General features: G+C 37.9%; 23 protein-coding genes. 15 read left to right on the top strand and 8 right to left on the bottom strand.

The window, feature by feature from the left end:
• Positions 1–15: 15 nt before the first annotated feature.
• The 4 genes from RCG25_RS15760 to RCG25_RS15745 are packed head-to-tail and all read left to right on the top strand — an operon-like array spanning position 16 to position 3,943.
• Positions 16–750 (top strand): DUF4430 domain-containing protein, encoded by a 735-nt coding sequence (locus RCG25_RS15760; protein WP_308079773.1) that lies wholly within the window; start codon positions 16–18, stop codon positions 748–750.
• An 18-nt stretch (positions 751–768) separates the two neighbouring features.
• Positions 769–1,647: an energy-coupling factor transporter transmembrane component T gene (locus RCG25_RS15755; protein WP_308079772.1), complete on the top strand. Its 879-nt coding sequence runs from the start codon at positions 769–771 to the stop codon at positions 1,645–1,647.
• Positions 1,629–3,272: an ABC transporter ATP-binding protein gene (locus RCG25_RS15750; RefSeq protein ID WP_308079771.1), complete on the top strand. Its 1,644-nt coding sequence runs from the start codon at positions 1,629–1,631 to the stop codon at positions 3,270–3,272. The genes RCG25_RS15755 and RCG25_RS15750 overlap by 19 nt, the downstream gene beginning before the upstream one ends.
• Positions 3,251–3,943 carry an ECF transporter S component gene (locus tag RCG25_RS15745; protein WP_308079770.1) on the top strand — a complete coding sequence of 231 codons (693 nt, stop codon included), beginning with the start codon at positions 3,251–3,253 and terminating at the stop codon, positions 3,941–3,943. Before RCG25_RS15750 ends, RCG25_RS15745 begins: the two co-directional genes overlap by 22 nt.
• Before the next feature lie 96 nt (positions 3,944–4,039).
• Here RCG25_RS15745 and RCG25_RS15740 read toward each other — a convergent pair whose 3' ends face one another.
• Both RCG25_RS15740 and RCG25_RS15735 read right to left on the bottom strand, forming a co-directional pair.
• Positions 4,040–4,564: a CBO0543 family protein gene (locus RCG25_RS15740; protein WP_308079769.1), complete on the bottom strand. Its 525-nt coding sequence runs from the start codon at positions 4,562–4,564 to the stop codon at positions 4,040–4,042.
• Between the two features lie 176 nt (positions 4,565–4,740).
• On the bottom strand, positions 4,741–6,831 hold the full coding sequence (locus RCG25_RS15735) for a transglycosylase domain-containing protein (RefSeq protein WP_308079768.1): 2,091 nt from the start codon (positions 6,829–6,831) through the stop codon (positions 4,741–4,743).
• A gap of 208 nt (positions 6,832–7,039) precedes the next feature.
• Between RCG25_RS15735 and RCG25_RS15730 the strand changes: the two genes are divergently transcribed.
• The 4 genes from RCG25_RS15730 (at position 7,040) to RCG25_RS15715 (ending at position 10,854) form a co-directional block, all read left to right on the top strand.
• On the top strand, positions 7,040–7,729 hold the full coding sequence (locus RCG25_RS15730; RefSeq protein ID WP_308079767.1) for an ABC transporter ATP-binding protein: 690 nt from the start codon (positions 7,040–7,042) through the stop codon (positions 7,727–7,729).
• On the top strand, positions 7,726–9,075 hold the full coding sequence (locus tag RCG25_RS15725; RefSeq protein WP_308079766.1) for an ABC transporter permease: 1,350 nt from the start codon (positions 7,726–7,728) through the stop codon (positions 9,073–9,075). Before RCG25_RS15730 ends, RCG25_RS15725 begins: the two co-directional genes overlap by 4 nt.
• Positions 9,076–9,218: 143 nt before the next feature.
• Positions 9,219–9,485, top strand: a complete 267-nt coding sequence (locus RCG25_RS15720) for a phage holin (RefSeq protein WP_308079765.1) — start codon at positions 9,219–9,221, stop codon at positions 9,483–9,485.
• 148 nt (positions 9,486–9,633) lie between these two features.
• A complete protein-coding gene (locus RCG25_RS15715) occupies positions 9,634–10,854 on the top strand; it encodes an MDR family MFS transporter (RefSeq protein ID WP_308079764.1) in 1,221 nt (406 codons plus the stop codon).
• A gap of 52 nt (positions 10,855–10,906) precedes the next feature.
• Here the strand turns inward: RCG25_RS15715 and RCG25_RS15710 are convergent, their stop codons facing one another.
• The gene (locus RCG25_RS15710; RefSeq protein ID WP_308079763.1) at positions 10,907–11,851 is read right to left on the bottom strand and encodes an aldo/keto reductase family protein; all 945 of its coding nucleotides are present in this window, start codon (positions 11,849–11,851) and stop codon (positions 10,907–10,909) included.
• A gap of 195 nt (positions 11,852–12,046) precedes the next feature.
• On the opposite strand from RCG25_RS15710, the gene RCG25_RS15705 reads away from it, so the two are divergent.
• The gene (locus RCG25_RS15705; protein ID WP_308079762.1) at positions 12,047–12,280 is read left to right on the top strand and encodes a hypothetical protein; all 234 of its coding nucleotides are present in this window, start codon (positions 12,047–12,049) and stop codon (positions 12,278–12,280) included.
• Between the two features lie 32 nt (positions 12,281–12,312).
• Here RCG25_RS15705 and RCG25_RS15700 read toward each other — a convergent pair whose 3' ends face one another.
• Positions 12,313–12,561 carry a YczF family membrane protein gene (locus RCG25_RS15700; protein ID WP_308079761.1) on the bottom strand — a complete coding sequence of 83 codons (249 nt, stop codon included), beginning with the start codon at positions 12,559–12,561 and terminating at the stop codon, positions 12,313–12,315.
• 160 nt (positions 12,562–12,721) lie between these two features.
• On the opposite strand from RCG25_RS15700, the gene RCG25_RS15695 reads away from it, so the two are divergent.
• The 3 genes from RCG25_RS15695 to RCG25_RS15685 are packed head-to-tail and all read left to right on the top strand — an operon-like array spanning position 12,722 to position 16,649.
• Entirely contained in the window at positions 12,722–14,320 is a 1,599-nt protein-coding gene (locus RCG25_RS15695; protein WP_308084195.1) for a spore germination protein, read from the top strand.
• Positions 14,317–15,522, top strand: coding sequence for a Ger(x)C family spore germination protein (locus RCG25_RS15690; RefSeq protein ID WP_308079760.1), 1,206 nt, complete (start codon positions 14,317–14,319; stop codon positions 15,520–15,522). The genes RCG25_RS15695 and RCG25_RS15690 overlap by 4 nt, the downstream gene beginning before the upstream one ends.
• Positions 15,523–15,545: 23 nt before the next feature.
• Positions 15,546–16,649 carry a GerAB/ArcD/ProY family transporter gene (locus tag RCG25_RS15685; RefSeq protein ID WP_308079759.1) on the top strand — a complete coding sequence of 368 codons (1,104 nt, stop codon included), beginning with the start codon at positions 15,546–15,548 and terminating at the stop codon, positions 16,647–16,649.
• A 187-nt stretch (positions 16,650–16,836) separates the two neighbouring features.
• Here the strand turns inward: RCG25_RS15685 and RCG25_RS15680 are convergent, their stop codons facing one another.
• The 4 genes from RCG25_RS15680 to RCG25_RS15665 all read right to left on the bottom strand — a co-directional run bounded on the left by RCG25_RS15680 (position 16,837) and on the right by RCG25_RS15665 (position 19,796).
• Positions 16,837–18,486: a PAS domain-containing sensor histidine kinase gene (locus RCG25_RS15680; protein ID WP_308079758.1), complete on the bottom strand. Its 1,650-nt coding sequence runs from the start codon at positions 18,484–18,486 to the stop codon at positions 16,837–16,839.
• A 172-nt stretch (positions 18,487–18,658) separates the two neighbouring features.
• Positions 18,659–18,913 (bottom strand): YpbS family protein, encoded by a 255-nt coding sequence (locus RCG25_RS15675; RefSeq protein WP_308079757.1) that lies wholly within the window; start codon positions 18,911–18,913, stop codon positions 18,659–18,661.
• A gap of 34 nt (positions 18,914–18,947) precedes the next feature.
• Positions 18,948–19,451: a GNAT family N-acetyltransferase gene (locus RCG25_RS15670; protein ID WP_308079756.1), complete on the bottom strand. Its 504-nt coding sequence runs from the start codon at positions 19,449–19,451 to the stop codon at positions 18,948–18,950.
• Positions 19,452–19,643: 192 nt separating this feature from the next.
• Complete coding sequence (locus tag RCG25_RS15665; RefSeq protein ID WP_308079755.1) at positions 19,644–19,796, bottom strand: YpzG family protein; 153 nt, start codon at positions 19,794–19,796, stop codon at positions 19,644–19,646.
• Positions 19,797–20,629: 833 nt separating this feature from the next.
• On the opposite strand from RCG25_RS15665, the gene RCG25_RS15660 reads away from it, so the two are divergent.
• The 3 genes from RCG25_RS15660 to RCG25_RS15650 all read left to right on the top strand — a co-directional run bounded on the left by RCG25_RS15660 (position 20,630) and on the right by RCG25_RS15650 (position 22,760).
• Complete coding sequence (locus tag RCG25_RS15660) at positions 20,630–20,992, top strand: DUF3147 family protein (protein ID WP_308079754.1); 363 nt, start codon at positions 20,630–20,632, stop codon at positions 20,990–20,992.
• Between the two features lie 18 nt (positions 20,993–21,010).
• Positions 21,011–21,385 (top strand): DUF3147 family protein, encoded by a 375-nt coding sequence (locus RCG25_RS15655; protein ID WP_308079753.1) that lies wholly within the window; start codon positions 21,011–21,013, stop codon positions 21,383–21,385.
• A gap of 196 nt (positions 21,386–21,581) precedes the next feature.
• A complete protein-coding gene (locus RCG25_RS15650) occupies positions 21,582–22,760 on the top strand; it encodes an acyl-CoA dehydrogenase family protein (RefSeq protein WP_308079752.1) in 1,179 nt (392 codons plus the stop codon).
• Positions 22,761–22,899: the final 139 nt, after the last annotated feature.

The raw sequence follows: 22,899 nt of genomic DNA, 5'->3' as shown, positions 1-22,899 counted from the left end.
AGAGGAGGCGCATCTATGAAAAAATGGATGAAAGGTACAGCATTTCTTAGTCTATTATTCGTTTTGTTCTCCTTAGTTGGATGTAGTTCGAATGAACAAACTACGAAGGAAACAACCAAAGAAGAAAAAACTGTTCATGTAGAAAAACAAAATGAAGAAGAAAAAAAGGAAGAGGCAAAAGTAGAACCGAGTAGTGAACAAAACAAACCTACGGATTCATCAACGGTTGCTTCTGAAGAAAAGAAGGAAAATCAGTCTACATCACCAACCAGTACGTCGAAGCAAACGAGTCCATCTAGTCAGCAACAATCGCCGACGACCAAAAAAAATACGGCTGTGACGACAAATAAAAGTAGTACGCCGACGACTACGCCCCAAACACCAACGTCGACTACACCGGTATCAAAGCCAAGTACCACCACACCACCAAAGCCGGCAAATACGGTAACGTTATCGATTGTTGGACCAAAGGATCAGGGCATCATTGTTGCTGCAACAAAAGTTAGTTTTAAAGACGGGGACACCATTTATGATATTATTTTAGCAACAGCTAAAAAACATGGTATTGTGATTGATTCCCGAGGAAGCGGGGCAACTGCCTATATCGAAGGAATTGATAATATTTATGAGTTTGATTATGGTCCAAAAAGCGGTTGGGTATTTGAGCAAAATGGAATTAGTCTCACTAAGAGTATTGGTGTTACAAAAATCAAAGATGGTGATCGGATTGAATGTATCTATACCGAATAACATAAGGGGGAACTGGGGATGAAAGGTCGTTTTGAACGGTTTCATCCTCTTGTGTCCTTTCTTTTTTATGCTGGGGCCATTTCGCTGTTAATTCTTATGCTACATCCCATTTTTCTCGGTGCGGCCTTAATAGTCATTTTAATGATTAACTTTATTCATGATCAGTTAAAGGGACTGAGACGCTGGTATATCTTTATCATCAGTACCTTCCTTCTCATGCTTGTCACAAATCCTTTATTTAATGAAAGAGGACGACATTTGCTTTTTGATATCAATGAGCATCGGGTGACACTTGAGGCTGTCCTGTATGGAGGAATGGATGCTGTATCTATAATAGGAATTATTGCGTTATTTATTTCGTATAACATAATCATGACGCCTAACAAGCTATTATTTTTGTTTGCAAAAATCCTCCCACAATTTGCTGTTCTTCTTATGCTGACTCTAAGGTTTATTCCGTTAATGAGAAGGAGAATGGAGGAAATCTCGATTGTTCAAAGGAGCAAGGGGAATTCTATGAATCAGGGGAAATGGAAAACAAGGATGAAGATGGGCATGCTTTATGTGCAAACACTGTTAACCTATTCGCTTGAGGAAGCCATTCAAACAGCTGATTCAATGAATGCGAGGGGCTATGGCCAAGGTCGGCGTACTTCTTACGAATATTTTAAGTTTAAGAAAACAGATTTCCTTTCAATGTCTTATTTAGTTGTTCTTTTTGCTATCATTTTATTTGAGCGATTTTCAGGCTTTGGTGTATTAACAATCTATCCAATTATGGAAGCTTGGCAGTTTTCTGTAATGGATACCTTAGCTTTTTTATGTTATTTTATGTTCTTAAGTTTTCCATTAATAGTAGAAGTAGGTGGAATGGTCCGATGGCGTTTATTGAAATAAATGATGTTACCTTTACATACCCAGGCAGTTCGGAACCAGCCATAAGGAACCTATCACTTACTATTAATAAAGGTGAATTCGTCGTGCTGTTCGGTGCTTCCGGTTCTGGAAAAAGCACACTTTTACAATTGTTAAAAAAAGAAATCCAGCCACATGGAAGCCTATTAGGGATGATGACGATTAATGGGGAAAGTCTTCAGGAGGCAAAGGATACTTCGAACAAAATCGGCTTCGTCTTTCAAGACCCGGAAAATCAGATGGTTGCGGATGATGTGCTTCATGAAATAGTCTTTGGCCTTGAAAATATTGGACTTTCCACGAATGAAATGAGAAACAGAGTAGCCGAAATGGTTCATTTTTTTGGTGCTGAACCATTGCTGCACAAAAAAGTGCATGAACTCTCAGGTGGAAAGAAACAACAAATTAACCTCGCTTCAGTTTTACTTATGCAGCCAGATATTTTGTTGCTCGATGAACCAACTGCACAGTTGGATCCAGTGAGTGCACGGGAATTTTTAGATATCTTAAAGAGACTGAATGATGAATTTGGGATGACAATTATTATTGCAGAACATCGCCTTGAAGAAGTTTTTACATTGGCGGATCAAATTGTCATGATGGATCAAGGAAGGGTGCAAATGTCAGGTGAGCCGCGAGAGGTGCTTCCTGAAATTTGGAAATCATCAAACAAGGTTTTTATTCCTAGTATTCCAGCTTTATTTTTAGAATCGGATGGCAAGGGAATGATGCCTCTTAGTGTTAAAGAAGGTAGGAAATGGGTTCAAAAGTCAGAGTTACAGCCTATTTATCTGAAAAAAAACAATCCTTTTAATTCACTCGGCGATGAATTGATCAAGGGGATTAATGTTTCATGTCGCTACGATAAGCAGGGAGATCTTATTTTAGACGAGCTTGATCTAAGTCTGAAGAAAGGCGAATTTTATGCTTTGTTGGGTGGAAATGGTTCAGGTAAGTCTACCTTACTCAAGTCTCTAGCAGGTTTATTGAAGCTGGAAGGCGGAAAAATTCTTCTCGAAGGCAAGCCCTTAAAAGGGTATAAAAACAAGGAATTAACCGGAAAAATTGGCTATTTACCGCAAAATCCTAAATTGTTTTTTATTCAGGAAACGATTGAAAAGGAAATCAAGGAAACAATGACACAATGGAACGTAACTGACATGAATGAGGTAGAGAACTTGTTAGTCGAGTTAGGGATTGCTCATTTGACATCAAGTCACCCATACGATTTAAGTGGGGGGGAGCTTCAAAAGGCGGCACTTGCGTGTGTATTATTGAGAAAGCCAGAATTACTGTTGCTGGATGAGCCAACAAAGGGACTGGATCCCATCTCAAAAGAAAATTTAGCAAACATTCTAAATGATTTACGTAGGTCTGGTATGACTATTTTCATGTCGACTCATGATGTGGAATTCGCGGCACAGTACGCAACCAAATGTGGAATGATGTTTCAAGGGAAGATTACCTCTGAGGATGAACCTAAGAAGTTTTTTAAAGGAAATTTCTTTTACACAACGATGATTCAGCGGATTTTCCGTGATAGAACGACAAATGCCCCGATGACGCTAGAGGAGGTTATTCGTCCATGCGTAGTTACAAAGGGCTAAAAACGATACTCGTCTTATTTACATTAGTGCTTATTTTGGGCTTTACTTATTTATTTGAAGATGCCTATTTATGGTTAAGCTTTGGTTTCGTCTTTCTTGCTATTTTGATTTTTCTCGTCCGTTTTGAACGTCGAAAGGTGGAACCTCGTGAGCTTGTTTTATTGGCAGTTTTGGCCTCGATTGCTGCCGTTGGTAGGATTCCGTTTGCGAGCCTTCCAAGTGTTCAGCCAACAACCTTTGTCATTATGATGTCTGGCTTTGTATTCGGTGCTGAAAGCGGGTTTATTATTGGGGCCGTGGCAGCACTTGCTTCTAATATGATTTTGGGTCAAGGTCCATGGACTCCATGGCAGATGGCTGCATGGGGATTAGTCGGGTTATCGGCAGGATGGCTGCGAAACACAAAGATACTGACTAGTAAAACGGGTCGGATTATTTTTGGAATTGCATGGGGTTATTTGTTCGGGTGGGTAATGAATCTGTGGGGGTTTTTATCAATTGTTCAATCAGGAAGCCCATTTGAGTGGAAGGAGTTCATAGTTTATTTAATAGGGAGTGCTACTTTCGATACGATGCATGCCGTTTCAAATGTAATCTTTTTACTTTTGTTTGGTGAGGTTTGGATAAAAATTTTGACCCGGTTTAAGCGGAAATATGGATTATTAAAATAAAGTAGTAACTTAGAATTAAATCAGAAAAAATTTCTCTCTGACCGAACAATTTCCCTCCTATTTGGTCAGAGATGGCACTACTACCTAACAATAAATTTATTTGAATAAATTCATAGGCACATTAAACCAATTCCATAGAAAAATCATCCATATTAAAGAAATTGCCCATGCTAGAAGCGGCTTCAAAAAATGAACTCTCAATACGGTAAACATGACAATATTAAAACAAATGGACCACATTAAATTCCAACTGTGATCATAATTTATTAAGTTTAAAAAATAAAAATTTATTCCTTCAATTCCACTATAAAGGAACACCCATAAACTAACCCAAAGGACTTGTTTTTTTATAGAATGGGGATAATGCCCAAGGTAAATAAGAATTGTTGCAGGATAAACTATGATAGCAATCATTAAATTGATGGCCATATGACCAATTAGGAATTGTTGTCCAAAATACACTTCTTGGTATGACCACATACGATAATCATGAAGCAAACTGTTTTTTAGTAAATCGCCCCCGATAAAAAATAAAATTGTGGAGTAATAAGCCTTCCAGTTTTTCCAATCTCCCCATTTAATTCCTGCTAGTAAAAACAGAGCATTAAATACAAAATGCATACAATCCCTCACTCATATATTTCCTGAAATTATATAAAGAGCATGTAAATGTCCACCTAAAGCATTCTATTATTTTTAACCAATAAAAATAAATTCATTCACTTTACAGATATTTCTCGTAGCTTCTTAAATTAGACAAGAGGCTGACCCCTTTGCTTCATGGTCAGCCTCTTCATTTATTGGTTGTATTTTTCTATGAGTGTGTTGAGTGCTTTTCCGACATTATATAATATGTTATCCAAGCCCTTTTTCCATTCAGGGGCTTGTTCTTTTATGGTTTCCCCTAATTTTTGCGCATTCTCATTTAATTCTTTGCTGATTTTCTTTGCTTGCTCATTAATCCGTTTCTTTTGTGCAGTTTCGCCAGCCAGCTGGGCATTAATAGAGACAACATCAAATGATTCCTTTGGAAGATGACGGCTTGACTCTTCCATAATTGCTTTAAAGATAGGTACAACATTTGAAGAACTTGAGCTAGGCAGGTAATGCTGCTTATCTGTTTGGTCAAAACCGATCCAAATGGCACCAACGAGATTTGGGGTATATCCCACCATCCATTGATCCTTCGTACCGCTTGCACTAAATGGTAGCTGTGTCGAACCAGTCTTTCCGGCTAATTGAAGACCTGGAATTCTAGCACGCTTGCCTGTCCCTGTTTCGACGACATTTAACAGCATTGAGGTTATTTCATTCGAAACCTCTTCAGTTGTAACTTTGGTTGTATTTGCTTCATGCTCTGCAATGATATTTCCAGTTGGGCCGACGATTTTTGTAATTAAGTGACTATCCTGCCGCTTTCCGCCATTTGGGAAAACAGAGAAGGCGTTAGCTAATTGAACCGGTGACACACCTTTATTCATACCCCCAAGTGCAATTGCCAAATTTTTATCTTCTTTTTCAACAGGAATGCCGAACCGCTTAAGTGAATCCATTCCTTTATTTAAACCCACTTCATTTAAAAGCCAAACTGCCGGAATATTTAGTGACTCTTCAAGTGCTTTATACATTGGCACCTTTCCTTGATAGGTTCTTGAAAAATTCTCCGGTTTATAATTTCCAAAGGTTATTGGCTCATCTTTCAGTTCAGATGAATAGGAATAGCCTTCTTCTAGTGCAGGAGTATATACAGCTAGCGGCTTCATTGTCGAACCAGGCTGAGCCCTTAATTGTGTAGCTCGGTTAAATCCACGAAATACATGCTCACCGCGGCCGCCAACAAGTGCACTAACACCCCCCGTTTGAGGATCCATTAATGCCGAACCACTTTGAACTAAAGAGTTTCCTTTCCCCTTTGGAAATAGGTAGTTCTTGCTATACACCTTTTCAAGACCTGCTTGCAGATTTTGATCCATTTCTGTATAAATCAGGTATCCTCTTGTTAAGATTTCATCTTGAGTCAATCCATATTTGGAAATGGCCTCATTTAGAACCGCATCCACATAGTAGGGATATTTTCTCTCAACAAAGCTTCCTCCACCATCGTTGAGACGGATTTTTTGTTTCTTAGCCTTAGTGTATTCAGCATTGGTAATCATTCCGAGTTCTTTCATTTTCGCTAAGACTACATTTTTTCGTTTCATGGCTAAATCATAATTTTTATATGGGTTAAGGTAATTGGGTGCATGAAGTAGACCAGCAAGCATCGCTGCTTCACCGACAGTTACATCTGAAATGTTTTTATTAAAGTATTTTTTTGAGGCATTGCCAATTCCCCATGAGCCGCTCCCAAAATAAACTTGATTCAGATACATTTGCAGGATTTCTTCTTTTGTATATACCTTTTCAATTTTTACAGCTAAAAATAATTCTTCTGCTTTTCTCTTGTACGTACGTTCGGGCGAAAGAAGGGCATTTTTCGTAAGCTGTTGTGTTAAGGTGCTACCCCCTCCAGTAATTCTTCCAGCAAATAAATTACTAAAAAACGCACGAGCAATCCCTTGAATATCAAAGCCACTATGTTCATAAAAGCGTTCATCTTCAATGGCGACGACGGCATTTGGAACATATTTTGGCAGTTCATTCATTTTTACACCCTTTGTACGATTCGTTGCCACATTCGTAGCTACCTTCCCACTCTTATCATAAATTACAGTGGGCTGACTTAAACCTTGCTTTAATGACTCTACATTGGCTCTTGTGGCAAGCCAGCCAAAATATGAGATGGTCACTAAAACGACGACAAGGATGATTAACAAAAATATTTGGGTGAGATGTCTCTTCATCCAGAAACGACGCAGCATGTCCCAAAGTGGATGTAATTTCTCCATGTGATCTCCTAACTTTTAAAAGGAATTTTTGATTCATATATTATAAAATTTCTAGCAAAAAAAGACCAACAAAAGTGTTTTTCCTACTATTATCCCCTTAAATTATTTCATTATTTGGCTAGAATTAACTATTTTATAAAAATCTGTAGGGGTTGTTTCGCCAAACATCGTCTATTAAGTTGAATTGAGTGAGAAACAGGAGGAAGCTATGATTACGATAAAAAATGTAAGCCATGATTTTGTGATTGGGAAAAAAGGAAGACAAACCATTATTCCGGTGCTTAGAGATATTTCACTCACCGTGGAAAAAGGGGAAATAGTAACGATTGTTGGCAGAAGTGGTTCAGGGAAATCGACCCTGTTAAATTTAGTTAGCGGTTTTATTCATCCGAAAGAGGGGGAAATCTGGATTGATGGAGAAAAGGTTTCGGATTTAAATGAGACGAAATTTGCTGATTTCAGGATTAATAATCTAGGATTCATTTTTCAAAGCTTTCAATTGATTCCCAGCATGACTGCTTTTCAAAATGTAGAGCTTCCATTGATATTAAAGGGTGTAAGCGAGAATCTGAGAAAAGAACAAACCGAAGAGATGTTGAAAAAAGTAGGTTTACTAGATTATCAGGATCATTATCCTGGGGAGTTATCTGGTGGTCAGCAGCAACGAGTTAGTATTGCAAGAGCCTTAATTGTGAATCCTCCAATTATCCTGGCAGATGAACCTACAGGTAGTCTTGATAGTGAAACAGAGGAAGAGTTACTGGAATTTATCACAGAGTTGAATCGGGATTTAGGCATTACGTTTTTGATTATTACACATGATGAAAAAGTGGCCAATATCGGTAATAGAAAAATAGTATTAGCGGATGGTCGTATGGAACAGGGGGTGCTAGTATGAAGCTAAAAGACCAATTCCGTTTTGTTAGACAAAATATGAAGAAAAATAGAACAAGAGTATATATGACGATACTTGCCACCGCAATGGGATGTGCCTTCCTAATTGTACTAGCCTCAGTTGGCTTTGGGTTACAGAAATCAGTGGTAAAAGAAATTACCGAGCGCAGGGTCATTACCCAAATAGACGTCCATGGGAAAGAGATAAATGATCAAGGAGGCTTTCAACAGCTGACAGTTCGTGACATTCGAATGTTTGAAAAAATAGAGAATGTTAAGGCGGTTACAAGAAGAAAAATGCTCCAGCAGGAAAGTACGTTTACAATTGGTGAGTACTTAGAGGGGACACAAACCTTTGTAGCCCATTTTCCTTCCGAAGTGAAGGCCGGCTTTGAACTGTCGAAGGGGCGGTTGCCAACAAGTAAAAATGAGGTAGTCGTCGGGTATAATTTTCCTCTCAATCTAGCTATAAAGGATGCAGATGAGGGCATCTACGATGAGAAGGGGCAGGTAAAAGCGGAATATCGCTATCCAGGGAAGTTAATCGGTGAAACCATGGAACTAACTGTTAGGCAGTTTAAAGATGGAAAGGAAGAAGAGAAGAAAATTCCATTATCAGTGGTAGGAATCTCCAAAAAGCCAACAAAAGAGTGGGCGGAAGATCGAAGTGTATTTATATCGGATGAGATGTTAAAGGAAATCGAGAGCTTTACGGGAACACCGAAAGGCATCATGCTTGACCCTAATAATGAAAAATTAGAAGGAATCGATGCTAATGGAGAGACCTATGATGAAGTGAAAATCTATGCCAAAAATATGGAAGCGGTCCAAAGTATTTCAGATCAATTAAAAGAGAAGAAATATGCTACATATTCAGTTGTTAATGAATTAAAAGAAGTCAATATGATATTTATGATTGCAAAAGTGGGCCTAATTTTTATTGGAACAATTGCTATCTTAATTGCTTCCATTGGAATTTATAATACGATGACCATGGCAGTTACAGAGCGGGCACCTGATATTGGTATTATGAAAGCAATCGGTGCTAATCCGAAAACAATTAAACGAATCTTCCTGCTCGAAAGTAGTTACATCGGCTTGATTGGTGCTGTGATTGGAACAATTGTCTCATACGGAATTAGCATTACTGTAAATTTTGCAGTCCCTTTAATTATTAAAGAGGCATTTGGACAAGAAACTGATTTAAATATAACATTTAGTTATATTCCTTTTGAGTTACCGATTATTTGTATCTTGATTTGTTATGGAGTCACCCTTCTGTCAGGATACCGACCAGCACAACGAGCAACAAGAGTAGATGTACTAAAAGCCATGAGAAGAGAAATATAACATAAAATCAGGTTCCAATTGGGGACCTGATTTTTTGGTGTCAAAAAATAATTCTGGAAATCAGGACAATCAAGGACAACCAATATGAATCCAAACATATGCTAATAAAAAGATGTATTCGGATTTAGAGGGGAGAGGGAGTCATGATCAACTGGAAAGTTCGTTTAAGAAATAAGCATTGGGTTATTGCATTTATCTCACAAATTATGATTTTAGCACAAATGGTACTAGCTGGATTGAATACTTTAGGGGTAACTAGCTTCCAACTTACAGACTCAGTTCAAAGCACCATTTTAACAATAGTCAATGCAGTATTCGTTATTTTATCCATGCTAGGTTTTGTACAAGACCCAACGACCAAGGGCTACGGTGATAGTGAACGAGCATTAAACTATAAGGATCCCAATTAATTAAAGGGGTAGAGGGCTCAGTCATCCTAGTTGATGGCTGACCTTTTTTGTTAAGGAGGTATGCTGGAAAAATAGGAAAATTCTTTACATTTATTCAATTAAATAGTTAACTAAATAAGCATACTCCAAAATTTGTGAGGTTTTACATATGAAAACATTGAAAAACTATGTGGGTCAATTTCATCCAATCGTATGGGTGTTATTAATTGGGACTGTCTTATCAAGAGGTTCTGCATTTATGACTTTGCCATTTCTCTCAATCTATTTATCAAGACACATGGATCTCTCACCAATTATTATTGGTGTAACTGTCGGGATGAGCCCGTTAATGGCAACGGTAGGTGGATTCATTGGCGGCCATTTATCAGACCGCTTTGGACGAAAACCAGTCATGCTTATTGCTTTGTTTACAGTAGCCTTTGTTTATTATGGTTTTACCGTTGCTACTAGTCCGGGTTGGTTTATTCTGTTAAATGCCTTAAACGGATTGAGTAATTCGTTCTTCGAACCGACCGCTCAAGCCTTAATGGCCGATTTAACCGTAAAGGAAAAGAGGATGAAGGTGTACTCCTTACGATATACAGCCATGAATATCGGAGCATCCGTTGGTCCGCTGATTGGAGCCTATTTAGCTAGTACATCAGCTAAATTATCCTTTGCCATAACCGGAACGTTTTATTTATTTTATGGAATGGTTTTGGTTTTCTTTTTACAAAAACTTGTCTTCCCGAAAGTAGAAAATATCAAAAAGGGTGCCTCTTTTGGAGATGCCTTTAGGATTGTTAAAAGAGATAAGGCTTTAAGATATCTTATCTTGGGAATCATCTTGGTGAATATGGGGTACGTTCAAATAGATTCTAATTTACCGCAAATATTAGAAGGAACGGTAGAAAATGGCGTGGTTATATTCTCCATGCTTATCACTATTAATGCAATAATGGTTGTATTGCTGCAAATGCCAATCAGTCACATCGCAGAGAAATTTAGGTTAATGCAGGTCATGGTGGTCGGAGCCGTTTTTATGGCCGCAGGTTTGATTGGCTTCAGCTTTGTTAATGGCTGGGTTACAGCTATTGCTGCCATGGTATTGTTAACGGTGGGGGAAATATTAATCTTTCCATCCAATAGCATGATGATTGATCAACTAGCTCCTGAACATCTTCGGGGAACTTATTTTGGTGCAGCTCAATTTAGAAAGATAGGTAACTTTCTTGGACCAATTATTGGCGGGTTCCTTCTAAGCCATTTTCAAGGGCAGATCATGTTTTGGACCATTTCCTTGTTAACTCTTGGAAGTATTATTTTCTTTTCAATCGGTAACAAGTCTTTCATTAAAGCATCGGAACAATCAGCCGAAAAAGCGGTTTAACAATAGTTGATAAAAAAAGCCCAAGGACGAAAAAAAGTCCAAGGGCATTTTTTTATCGAAGAATATCCTCGATTCTAGTAAGGGTGTCTTCGTTTAATTTCACACCTGAAGCCTTCACATTTTCTTCTACTTGTTCAGGACGACTAGCCCCTACTAACGCACTTGCCACATTACTTTGTCTTAATATCCAAGCAAGAGCAAAATTCGCAAGAGTAAGATTATTATCAGCGGCAACTTCTTTTAAAAGTTCGACTTTATCTAGATTCTCTTCCGTTAATAATCCAAAAAGACCATTGTATTTTTCCTGAGCAGCACGACTTCCTGCAGGAGCCTTTTCACCTTTTTTATACTTACCTGTTAATACACCTTGTGCAAGTGGTGACCAAACAACCTGACCAATTCCGTGCTTTTCACTTACAGGCAGGACTTCTTTTTCAATATAACGCTGTAACATGCTGTATTGAGGTTGATTAACAACTATACGATCTAGAAGTTTCTTATCAGCAAGATGAACCGCTTCTGAAATTTGTTCCGCCGTCCATTCACTAACACCAACGTACAACACTTTTCCTTGACGGATTAAGTCATCAAGTGCACGTAATGTTTCTTCCAATGGTGTTTCCGGATCATACCGATGGCAATAATAAATATCTACATAGTCAGTGTTAAGGCGCTTTAAGCTGGCATGGCATTGTTCCATGACATGCTTTCGAGAAAGTCCTCGGTCATTAGGACCGTCACCCATTGGCCAAAATACTTTCGTTGCCAGCACATAGGAATCACGCACATATTTCTTTAGTGCCTTCCCGACAACAATTTCAGCTTCTCCACGCATATAAACATTGGCTGTATCAAAAAAGTTAATGCCTAAATCATAGGCTTTATCAATAGACGCAGCTGCATTATGCTCTTCCACATATCCACCGTATGTAAGCCAACTGCCTAAACTTATTTCACTCACTTTTAAACCGGTATTTCCCAATCGCCGATATTCCATCTAACTTCCCCCTAATAAAAGTTTCGTGACTCAAAATAAAAATACTACATTATTTACTAATTTGTCTACAATTTGGTATATATTTGGTAATATAGATATAGATAAACAGTTTAATAGAATCAGTTTGATGATTTATAGTACTTCTTTTTAGATTTTTGAATAGGAACTATTCTGAAGAAAAGGGGGGTCCTTATAATGTCATATTGGATCACAGTATTTGTATTGTTTATTGTCCTATATCTTGTTGTTGAGGAACTCATCTATTATTTTTGGAATCGATATGTATACGGACCTAACCTTGAAAGAAAGAACAAATGGAAGAAAAGAATATCAACTATTTGGAAAGTAATGACCACTATACTGACTTTCTTCAAGAAAAAGAAGCCTATGGAAATACAGGAAACAAATGAGGAGAAGAGCTCAATGTGAAAGTTGAGCTCTTTTCCTTTTTTTCGTAGTAATCATCCTTCATTAGAAGGCTGATTATTTTTTTTCTTTTTGATGTAGTAACGAAGGGCTTTAATCATAATTGCAGTGCCAAAAAAAACAATAATAATGTATTCAGCTGCCTCCATGACCTTAAAAGGGTTAATAGCTTTCCAAATTAATTTTCGAGGTTCAGTACCCATAACAAGGTCTAAGAAGCCAATCATACCCATCAATCCACCTGCAATAACAAATGAAACCAATATTTGCTTCAACTGTTTCACCTACAATCTCCAGTATCTTTATTTTTGTTCTTTAAACCATCCTTATGCATGTATTTCTAAATGTTTTTTGGAAGAAATGGATAGAAGAGTTCACGTTGGGGAAAATAACCATTACGAATTGTTAATGCTGAGGTGGTAGCTTGTGTCGATCTTGTCAAGTATGTTGAAAAAGAAGCAAAAAAGGAGACAGAATGATAATTATAGACAGCAGCAAGATCCACTTAAGCCAGAGGATTTGCCGATACTTAGGGAATATAAGGATAATATTTCCCGCATAAAAGAAGAGTTTGGGAAAAGCGCTGATATCATCATTCGAGAAGTAAAGATAAGCAGCTATAAAGGAGCTCTTGTATTTGTTGATGGTTTAGCGGATAGTCATTCCATCAGTGACTTTATTTTAGAATCTTTTATGGAAAAAGAACTTCCACTTGAGCGGATTGATCTCTTTCAATACGTAATTGAGAAGGCTGTTGCGCTTGGCAGTATTTTGACAATTGATAATTGGAATCAGGTTTATGATAATTTGTTATCAGGAAATACCATTATTTTTTTAGAAGGTCACAACCAAGCCATTAGTGCGGAGACAAAGGGTTGGGAAAAGCGGGCCATTTCTGAACCAACAACACAACTATCTATACGCGGACCGAAGGATTCTTTCACAGAAACACTCCGTACTAATACAGCTTTGATACGGAGAAGAATTAAAAGTCCTAATTTATGGTTGGAATCAATGAAATTAGGCACGGTAACACAAACTGACATTGCGTTGATGTATATTAAAGGAATTGCAAACGAGAAAATTATATCTGAACTTAAGGAAAGATTAAATCGAATTGATATTGACGGTATTATTGCCTCAGGCTATATTGAGCAATTAATTGAAGATCAAACCTGGACAACTTTTCCGACTACCTATCATACCGAAAGACCAGATGTTGTTACTTCTCATTTACTTGAAGGGCGAATTGCCATTATTATTGATGGAACACCATTTGTACTTACCGCGCCTGCCCTTTTTATTCAATTTTTTCAGGCACCAGACGACTATTATTCACGTTTTGATATTTCAACGGGTATCAGGATCCTAAGAATCTTGGCATTTTTGATTGCCCTTATTGGACCCGCTACCTACATAGCGGCTACAACCTTTCATCAAGAAATGATTCCGACTACCATGGCCATTGCGATTGCGGCCCAAAGAGAAAGTGTTCCCTTTCCAGCATTTGTTGAAGCATTAATCATGGAGGTTACATTTGAAATTTTACGGGAGGCAGGCTTAAGACTTCCGCGCGCGGTCGGTCAGGCCGTTTCCATTGTGGGTGCGCTCGTTATTGGTCAAGCTGCCGTGCAAGCAGGGTTCGTTTCCCCAGTAATGGTTATCGTTGTGTCAATCACGGCCATTGCTAACTTTTCAACACCTATTTTTGCGATGGCAATTGCAGCTAGACTGCTTCGCTTTGCTTTAATGGGACTTGCCACCATTCTAGGCTTTTATGGAATGATGCTGGGACTTATGTTTATAGCGATACATTTATGTTCGCTTCGCTCGTTTGGAATTCCTTATATGATGCCAATCGCACCTTTTAGCATCCGTAACCAGCAGGACGTATTTCTCCGGTTTCCTATTTGGGCCTTTAAAAATAGACCTCAATTTATTAGTCAAGGCAATATAGTTAGAACAGGGGAAAATCAAAAGCCAGGTCCACCTAAAGCTGATGAGCAACCAAATGATCAATCAGATAAAGGTGATCAGTCATGAAAAAATGTTTAAATACTATAATAATTTTACTGTTGCTTTTACCCGTTCTTAGTGGATGCTGGAATCAGAAGGAATTGACGGACCTGGCCTTTGTCATGGCATTGGGAATTGATAAAGGTAAGGAAAAAAAATTTAATTTGTCCTTTCAACTTGTGAATCCTGGCAATGTATCATCTGGTCAATCAGGTGGAGGAAACGGACTGCCCATTGCAGTTTATAGAAGTTCTGGGGATACCATCACTGAAGCGGCAAGAAATGCTACCAAGAAGGTTTCAAGAAGGCTGTATTATGCACATACAAACGTGGTGGTCATAAGTGAAGAGGTGGCAAAGGAAAGCTTGCTATATGTGCTGGATGCGTTGGATCGGGATCCTGAATTTCGAACCACAACAGAATTAGTCATCGCGAGAGGTTCAAAAGCAGAGGATATAGTAACGACGTTGACTATTCTGGACCGACTTCCAGTAACTAAAATTACAAAGCAAATTAAATTCTCAGAATCTATGCTTGGTGAAAATATGAGCTTAAATATTGACGATTTTCTCACTGGGTTAATTAGTAAGGGGAAACAGCCTTTAGCTAATGGTTATAGGCTTGTTGGTGACAAACCAAAAGCAAGGAAAGCAGAAAATCTTCAAAAGACGACAACGGATGCTTTTCTACAATCTGATGGTTTAGCCGTTTTTAATAAGGGGAAATTACATGGCTGGATCGAACATGACAAAGCACGTGGTATATTGTGGGTTCTCGATAAAGTACATAGTACGGATATAAATATTAACTGGGAAGGAAAGAAAAATGCACTTTCCATCGCACCCATACGTTCTAAAACAAAAGTTTCTGTTCGTATGGTGAATGACAAACCGATAATAAATGTAAAAAATGAGAATGAAGGGTGGATAAGCGAAGCGAATACGGCAATAGACTTAGATAATCCAGAAGTCATTGCTCAAATTGAAAAATTAACGGAGAAAGAAATAACTAAGCAGATCCGAGCCTCGGTGAAGGAAGCGCAAAAGTTAAAGACAGATATTTTAGGATTTGGTGAAAAGGTTCACATTGCAAATCCTCCTTTATGGAAGAAAATACAAGGAAATTGGGATGAAGAATTTGCAGACTTACAAGTGAATGTCCATGTAGATTCTTATATTCGAAGAGAAGGAATTCGAACAAAGCCATTTTGGTCAAATATGCAGCAATAGCTTTTTGGAAAGGGGGATCTAGATTGGAGAAGGCAAAAATAAAGGCATCACAATTATTCGTGCTTGTTGTGTTGTTTGAGATGGGCAGTGCGATACTTGTAGGTCTTGGAGCACAGGTGAAACAAGATGCATGGATAAGCATTTTGCTTGGGTTGGTGGGCGGATTAGGAGTTTTCCTAATATACTATCGTTTGTTTCTCTACTATCCAGATCTTCCTATTACGAGCTATGTACAAAAGATAACCGGAAAATGGATAGGACGAATGATTGGTTTCCTTTACGTTATTTATTTTTTGTACTGCGCATCCAGGGTGTTGCGGGACTTTGGAGAATTATTAACGTCAACCATATATACAAATACACCGTTAATAGTTATTAATTGCTTAATGATGGTAACAATTATTTATGCTATACATAAGGGATTTGAGGTAATTGCAAGAGTTGGCGAGCTGTTTTTTATGATTATATATATAATGGCTGTTGTCGGTTTTTTACTCATTATGTTTTCCGGACTAATTCATTTACAAAATCTAAGGCCCGTATTAGAGAACGGATTTATGCCAATTGTAAAGACTTTTCTTGGTGAAACAATCACATTCCCGTTTGGTGAAATGGTTGTATTTACGATGTTACTTCCATATATAAATGACCCGAAAAAGGTAAAGATTGTTTGTATGGGGGGGATGATATTAAGTGGAATTAATATCACAATAACATCGATTATTAATATTGCGGCTCTAGGAACGGATATTTTTATGAGAGCTAATTTCCCGTTGTTAACCACCATTAGTAAAATCAGAATCGCTGAATTTATCGAACGGCTTGATGTTTTCTTTATGCTATATTTAATTGTAGGCGGTTTCTTTAAGATCACGTTATATTTCTATGCGGGAGTTGCGGGAGCAGCAGATATTTTCAAGTTTAATAAACTCCGAAACCTCAGTCTTCCACTAGGGGCTTTTGTTCTATTTGCCTCAATAACAATTGCATCTAATTATGCGGAGCACATAAAAGAAGGACTTCGTATCGTACCGATTTATTTACATTGGCCATTCCAAATCATTATTCCATCAATGCTATTGGTTATTGCTTTTTTCCGCAATCGAAAAAAGAAAGCAAATCAATAAGAAAAGCGGAAGCGCCTTGTTCAGCCCCGACAGGCAAATGTTCTTCTGCAAAAAAAGTCGCTCTGTGACTTTTATTGCAGAAGGTTATTTGACCCAGGGGGCTAGGCGCTGGAGCTGGACAATTCTCGAAGTTGAATTATACTCTCTAATTATGTGAAAAAGACTGCCTTTTTTGGCAGTCTTAATTTTAGTTCTTTTTAGAGTTATGTTGCTTAATTGGCAACACTATGCTGACAGTTGTACCAAGGTTTTTTTGACTATCAAAATGAATGGTTCCCTTGTGTGATTGAACAATTTTATAGCTTACTGTTAAGCCTAATCCAGTCCCTTTTTCCTTTGAGGAGTAGAAAGGTTCGCCAATTTTTTCTAATCTCTCTTTTGAGATACCGCACCCACTGTCCTTAATCGTAATACAAATCTTCTCAACTGCTTGCTCGGCACTAATCGTTACCGATTTACCTTGTTGGGATGCCTCTATTGCATTTTTAATAATATTAATAAATAATTGTTTTAATTGGTTTGGTTCACACTCAAGTATAAGAGGTTCTTTAGGGAAATTAGAATTAATTTGGATATTATATAAGCTTGCTTCTGTGCTCAGCAACGAAATAACATCCTGTAACAGTTTATGAATATCTGCGTTTGTAAACTTAAGAACCTGTGGTTTTGCCAAGAGAAGAAGCTCTCCTACAATATGATTAATCCGATCGAGTTCGTCTAACATGATTTGATAGTAATATTGATGCTTCTTATCTTCCATTTGTAAAAGCTGCACAAAACCCTTTAAAGAAGTAAGAGGATTCCTGATCTCGTGGGCAACACTTGCAGATAATTCACCAACGACAGAAAGTTTTTCTGTTCTTCTAAGGCGTTCCTCTGTTTTTCTTAAAGTAGTCACATCTCGTCCAGTGCCAATAATACCAGTAATGGCACCTTCAATATTGATAGGGAGTGACGTACATTGTAACGTAATCATCTCTCCGTTTGCATGTGGGACATTTATCTCGTACATAACAGGTTTAACCTCTTCGACAACGGAGGCAATAAACTGGTTGACTTGTTTTTGATACTCTTTCGGTAATAAGGATTTTATATTTTTTCCAATGATATCATCTCTGTTAAAACCAGTAATGACCTCGAAGTGAGGATTGAGATTCGTAATATTTCCTTTCAAATCCATTAGATAAACAATATCAGGACTGTATTCAAATAATGATTTATATTGCTGTTGGCTTACCAAGAGTTCTCTAGCCATTTTCTTTTTTTCAGTAATATCACGACCAATAATGACCAGGCCCTGTCTGCTTCCATCTGGATTGAAAAGAGGGACTTTAATCGTATCAAAGGTTTTTGTCGTTCCGTCTGGAACTGGAAGAACTTCTTCAATTCGAATAATGTCCCCATTTTTCCAAGCTTCCTCATCCGAAATTTCACAATACCGGAGGGCATCCGCATAAAAATCTGTATACTCGGCTAACTCGGAGTCCTTTTTCCCACGATAATCCACATGTTCTAGCTGAAACAATTGCAAACCAAAATTATTGGCCTCAATCCATCGTCCTTCTCCATCCTTAAAATTAACAAAGTCAACCATCGCGTTAATTAAGGTGGATAAGCGCTTTTGGTCTTCTCGTGAGACGGATAATTCATTGGTCTTATTAATGAAAAAATAAATGAAGCCTCCAGTGATGAGTATATAAAGGACCTCTTTAGATCGTTCAATAATCCAAATAAGTGAAGTAGGAACGAATGTTTCGATAAGATAATTTGAACCATATATCCAAATTAAACTACCTAAGAAATAGAATAGGACTAGTTTGAATTTTTGTTTCTGCATGGAAATCTCCAGTTCTTTCAAGGAAACAAGTTCTCCTAGAATGAGTAATATATATCTATTGTATATAGTACTAAAAAATTATTTATTTTGGAATAATGCAATACTGGAAAAAAGCAGAGGAGCACTTGGATGCAGCCTCTGCTTTATTATATTGGTATTTAATTGAGCCGTGTTAAGACCTTAATGCATATTCTTTGACCATTTCTTTTGTGACAAGCTTTCGGAAAGGAATGATTCCTTGCTTTGCTAGGGTGTTAATTTGATTTGTCATTTCGTTAATTTTATCGGTTGTGAACTCTTTTCCCTGCTTGCATAAAAGTAACGCTTCTTCGATAAAATGCTCTCTTTGCTGGTCGAGCAGCAGGAAGCGATTAATCTTTTGGTTTTGCTTGTTTACATGTTCGGATATTGCTTTATGTACGCTCATGTTTTTCATCTCCTATGGTTCATCCATTTAAGTATTAGTATATTCTTCTGCCAAGTATAAGTAGATCTCTTTCAATGCCGTCAAGTTCTGCAATCTTCGGAAGATGTGCCCATTTTTCAAAGCCAAAGCTGTTAAAAAGCTTTATGCTGGGGTCATTATGGCCAAAGATAAATCCAAGTAAGGTTTTAATTTCAAGGGCTGGGCAAGCATCTATTGCTTTTTGTATAAGAAACTTACCGAGTTTCTTTCCACGAAAATCCTGATGAATATATATACTGATTTCAGCTGTTCCATTATAGGCTGGTCTGCCATAAAACGACTGATAACTTACCCATCCGCAAATTAATCCTTGACTTTCGACTACCCAAAGTGGACGAAAGGAAGGGGAGTGCTCGTGAAACCATTGGGTCCGGCTTTCAACAGTTACTGGCTCAAGGTCAGCGGTAACCATTCTCCCAGCGATGGTTGAATTGTATATGTCAACGATAATCGGTAAATCAGTTATTTCTGCGTCTCTTATTGTGAAAGCATCGTACATACTCTAGTCCACTCCATTAGATAATAATTTAATTAGATTTTATGATATCCTTCTAAACATACATTTTCAATCATAATTTTTCGTTTATTTCATATTAAAAGAAAAAAGCTGACTCATTGTGTTGAGTCAGCCTTCTTCTTGATGGAGGCAGCGATCTGTGTCACCCCATCATTCGTTTCGATGCCATTACACTTACCAACGGTGTGCTTTGGCATTACTCCTTAAGATGATTGTGTTTTGCGTCACCTGTGTTTGCCCATTCACCTGAGATTTCTGGCGTTTTGGCCTTGTAAACGTGTGGTGAAAAAGCTCTGAGTGTGGATCCAAATGATCTCTGTAGCTCATCTAAAATCACCTCATCATAGGATTTGAAACGATGATATTCGCTATGGAACATCATTATTATTATTTGTAAAATCAACAGAAATTACTCACTTATTTAAATATCAGTGATGCATGAAAAAAGATGGAATGGTTTATTCTAATGAAGCAGAACGAACTATCTAATAATTAATTAAGATTGTTTGACGGACTTTCTTTGATTTCAGTGGATGAAGGACAAAATTTGGTCTGAGCACAAAGATTTTGTCTTTCGTACGGGTGATGAAGGACAAAATTCGATTTGAACACAAAGATTTTGTCTTTCATACGGTTGATGAAGGACAAAGTTCGATTTGAATACAAAGGTTTTGTCTTTCATACGGTTGATGAAGGACAAAGTTCGATTTGAATACAAAGATTTTGTCTTTCATACGGTTGATGAAGGACAAAATGCGATTTGAATACAAAGGTTTTGTCTTTCATACGGTTGATGAAGGACAAAATTCGATTTGAACACAAAGATTTTGTCTTTCATACGGTTGATGAAGGACAAAATTTGATTTGAACACAAAGATTTTGTCTTTCATACGATTGATGAAGGACAAAATTTGATTTGAATACAAAGGTTTTGTCCTTCATAAGGTGGATGAAGGACAGGACAAGCTTGAAATGCCGTAGGTTTGTCTTTCACCAAGACTCAAGCACAAAATAGATCAAATGAAACCGCTTCAAAAACATTAATAAAGTGTTCACATGTATTGTCATAAAATTGAGGTACAATGAATACGTAAAATAGTTTGTGAGATTATTCACGTAACTAAAATAACAGCACGGTAAACAAAAAAAGAGGCGAACAAATGATGGCACATCTATCAATAAGCGCACTTCTCATACGATTCCTTTTGGGTGGTTTAGCAGTTGTTGCTTGTACAGTGGTAGCAAAAAAATTGGGAGAAAAAGCAGGAGGAATTTTTGCAGCCTTTCCTGCGGTGTATCTTGCGGCATTATTAACAATAGGACTTGATTTTCATGGTGCGCAGCTGATTTCACATTCGATTATGTTATCAAGGGGAGCCATCTTTGGAATGGCAATCAACATCATAGTTGCTCTTATCGCAGGCTATCTTTTACCGAAAGTAGGCTGGAAACGGGGCATCCTTCAATCCATGGCTTTCTGGTTTACTATTTCAATAGTAGTTGTCATTATTACATCTCATTAAACGAAAAAGGTGACAAACATGAATAAACAGGACTTATTTATTCGATTCCTACTCGGTGGAACTGCGGTTTCACTAAGTTATTTAATTACAATCATTTCTCCGTGGAAAATGCTTGCTGGAATTTTTGCAGCTTTTCCTGCCGTAATGCTAACAGCGGTTATCATGGTCGGCATTGCTTCCGGTACAAAGAAAGCAACCAATATTGCCCGAGGGTCTGTATATGGAATGATGGGCGGAATTATTTGCGTGATTACAGTCCTCCTTACCTTGCAATCCACTAGTAATTGGCTCTTAAGTATTACCATAGGATTGCTATCATGGCTAACAAGCTCTATTGCGATCTCTACATTAAGAGAACGTATGGCAATAAAAAAAGCCGTCCACCACATATAATTTGTTAAAAAAATCCTTTAGCGGAATTAGAGCTGAAGGATTTTTTTAACAAGTTTCATCACTTTTAACTTGTATTATCTGAAATTTCGGAATAAAATAAAATTAACATACCAACCGGTAGGTATGTTTTCGGATAACCTATCATATACTTTCTAAGAAGAAAACTAGAATAAAAGAATAGAATGGAGTGAAGGAAATGCATTTACGTTTGACCGACGAGCAAAAAATGGTGCAGAAAACAATTAGGAGATTTGTTGAAAAAGAACTCATTCCACTTGAAAACGATGTATTAAGAAACGAACGAGAAGGAAAGCCTAGTCTCCCGCCAGGAAAATTAAAAGAGCTTCAATTAAAGGCAAAGGAAGCAGGCTTCTGGGGAATTAACACACCTGAAGAATACGGCGGAGCTGATTTAGGGCAAATGATGATGGCCATTGTGTTGATGGAAGTGTCGAAGACCTTTGTTCCATTCCAATTTGGCGGCTCAGCAGATAATATTCTTTACTATGGAAATGAAGAACAAAAACAAAAATATTTAATTCCAACTATCAATGGGGAGAAAAAATCCTGCTTTGCTATGACTGAACCTGGTGCAGGCTCTGATACGCAAAATATCAAAATGACAGCGGTCAAGGACGGAAATGAATGGGTATTGAATGGTGAAAAAACATTTATTACAGGTGGTAATGAAGCCGACTTCGTTATGGTTATCGCCATTACAGATAAAGAAAGGCATCAAGAAACACGTGGACGAGAAGGTGTGACCTGCTTTATTGCCGACCGCGATATGGGCTGGAAATCGGAGTATATACATACGATGGGAGAATGGGGTCCAGCCGGCTTAGTATTTGATAATGTCCGTGTTCCGGAGGAAAATATCCTGGGTGAATTACACAAGGGCTATAATTTGGGACTTGAATGGATTGGTTTTGCAAGATGGATTGTTGGTGCAAGAGCTGTTGGATCGGCAGAACGTTTATTGCAAATGGCAATTGATTATTCGAAAGAACGAATTACCTTTGGTAAACCGATTGCAGAAAGACAAGCCATCCAATGGCAAATCGCGGATTCTGCCGTTGAACTTGAAGCTGCAAGATGGTTAGTTTTAAACGCAGCGTTTACGCTTGACCAAGGGGAGGATAATCGTCACCTCGCTTCCATGGCGAAATTATACGGCTCCAATATGGGGAATAGAGTAGTTGACCGTGTCTTACAAATTCATGGCGGGATGGGCTACACAAGAGAATTGCCAATTGAACGCTGGTACAGAGAAGCTCGCCTTTGGAGAATTTACGATGGTACCGATGAAATCCAGCGCATGATTATCGCACGTAACCTTATTAAGGGACACGTAAAAATTGGTCAATACGTTTAAATTGTAAGCGCTATTTAAAAGGTAGTGTTAAGGAACATTGTTGATTTTTATACCCTGTTGATTGGAGCGGAAGGCACGAAGACTCCTGTGGGAGTATGGTTCAGGGGAGACCCCGCAGGCGCATGCGCCGAGGAGGCTC

The organism is Neobacillus sp. PS2-9 (assembly GCF_030915525.1).
Classification (GTDB): Bacteria; Bacillota; Bacilli; order Bacillales; family Cytobacillaceae; genus Neobacillus.
Note: the sequence above shows the minus strand (reverse complement) of the source record. Positions and strands in the feature narration are given on the sequence as shown.

Coding starts and splice junctions, on each gene's coding strand:
- RCG25_RS15660 (WP_308079754.1), top strand. CDS start 20,630: ATGATGGCACATCTATCAATAAGCGCACTTCTCATACGATTCCTTTTG.
- RCG25_RS15760 (WP_308079773.1), top strand. CDS start 16: ATGAAAAAATGGATGAAAGGTACAGCATTTCTTAGTCTATTATTCGTT.
- RCG25_RS15690 (WP_308079760.1), top strand. CDS start 14,317: ATGAAAAAATGTTTAAATACTATAATAATTTTACTGTTGCTTTTACCC.
- RCG25_RS15750 (WP_308079771.1), top strand. CDS start 1,629: ATGGCGTTTATTGAAATAAATGATGTTACCTTTACATACCCAGGCAGT.
- RCG25_RS15670 (WP_308079756.1), bottom strand. CDS start 19,451: ATGTACGATGCTTTCACAATAAGAGACGCAGAAATAACTGATTTACCG.
- RCG25_RS15740 (WP_308079769.1), bottom strand. CDS start 4,564: ATGCATTTTGTATTTAATGCTCTGTTTTTACTAGCAGGAATTAAATGG.
- RCG25_RS15675 (WP_308079757.1), bottom strand. CDS start 18,913: ATGAGCGTACATAAAGCAATATCCGAACATGTAAACAAGCAAAACCAA.
- RCG25_RS15650 (WP_308079752.1), top strand. CDS start 21,582: ATGCATTTACGTTTGACCGACGAGCAAAAAATGGTGCAGAAAACAATT.
- RCG25_RS15710 (WP_308079763.1), bottom strand. CDS start 11,851: ATGGAATATCGGCGATTGGGAAATACCGGTTTAAAAGTGAGTGAAATA.
- RCG25_RS15680 (WP_308079758.1), bottom strand. CDS start 18,486: ATGCAGAAACAAAAATTCAAACTAGTCCTATTCTATTTCTTAGGTAGT.
- RCG25_RS15725 (WP_308079766.1), top strand. CDS start 7,726: ATGAAGCTAAAAGACCAATTCCGTTTTGTTAGACAAAATATGAAGAAA.
- RCG25_RS15665 (WP_308079755.1), bottom strand. CDS start 19,796: ATGAGCTACAGAGATCATTTGGATCCACACTCAGAGCTTTTTCACCAC.
- RCG25_RS15655 (WP_308079753.1), top strand. CDS start 21,011: ATGAATAAACAGGACTTATTTATTCGATTCCTACTCGGTGGAACTGCG.
- RCG25_RS15745 (WP_308079770.1), top strand. CDS start 3,251: ATGCGTAGTTACAAAGGGCTAAAAACGATACTCGTCTTATTTACATTA.
- RCG25_RS15735 (WP_308079768.1), bottom strand. CDS start 6,831: ATGGAGAAATTACATCCACTTTGGGACATGCTGCGTCGTTTCTGGATG.
- RCG25_RS15705 (WP_308079762.1), top strand. CDS start 12,047: ATGTCATATTGGATCACAGTATTTGTATTGTTTATTGTCCTATATCTT.
- RCG25_RS15755 (WP_308079772.1), top strand. CDS start 769: ATGAAAGGTCGTTTTGAACGGTTTCATCCTCTTGTGTCCTTTCTTTTT.
- RCG25_RS15720 (WP_308079765.1), top strand. CDS start 9,219: ATGATCAACTGGAAAGTTCGTTTAAGAAATAAGCATTGGGTTATTGCA.
- RCG25_RS15695 (WP_308084195.1), top strand. CDS start 12,722: ATGTTGAAAAAGAAGCAAAAAAGGAGACAGAATGATAATTATAGACAG.
- RCG25_RS15730 (WP_308079767.1), top strand. CDS start 7,040: ATGATTACGATAAAAAATGTAAGCCATGATTTTGTGATTGGGAAAAAA.
- RCG25_RS15715 (WP_308079764.1), top strand. CDS start 9,634: ATGAAAACATTGAAAAACTATGTGGGTCAATTTCATCCAATCGTATGG.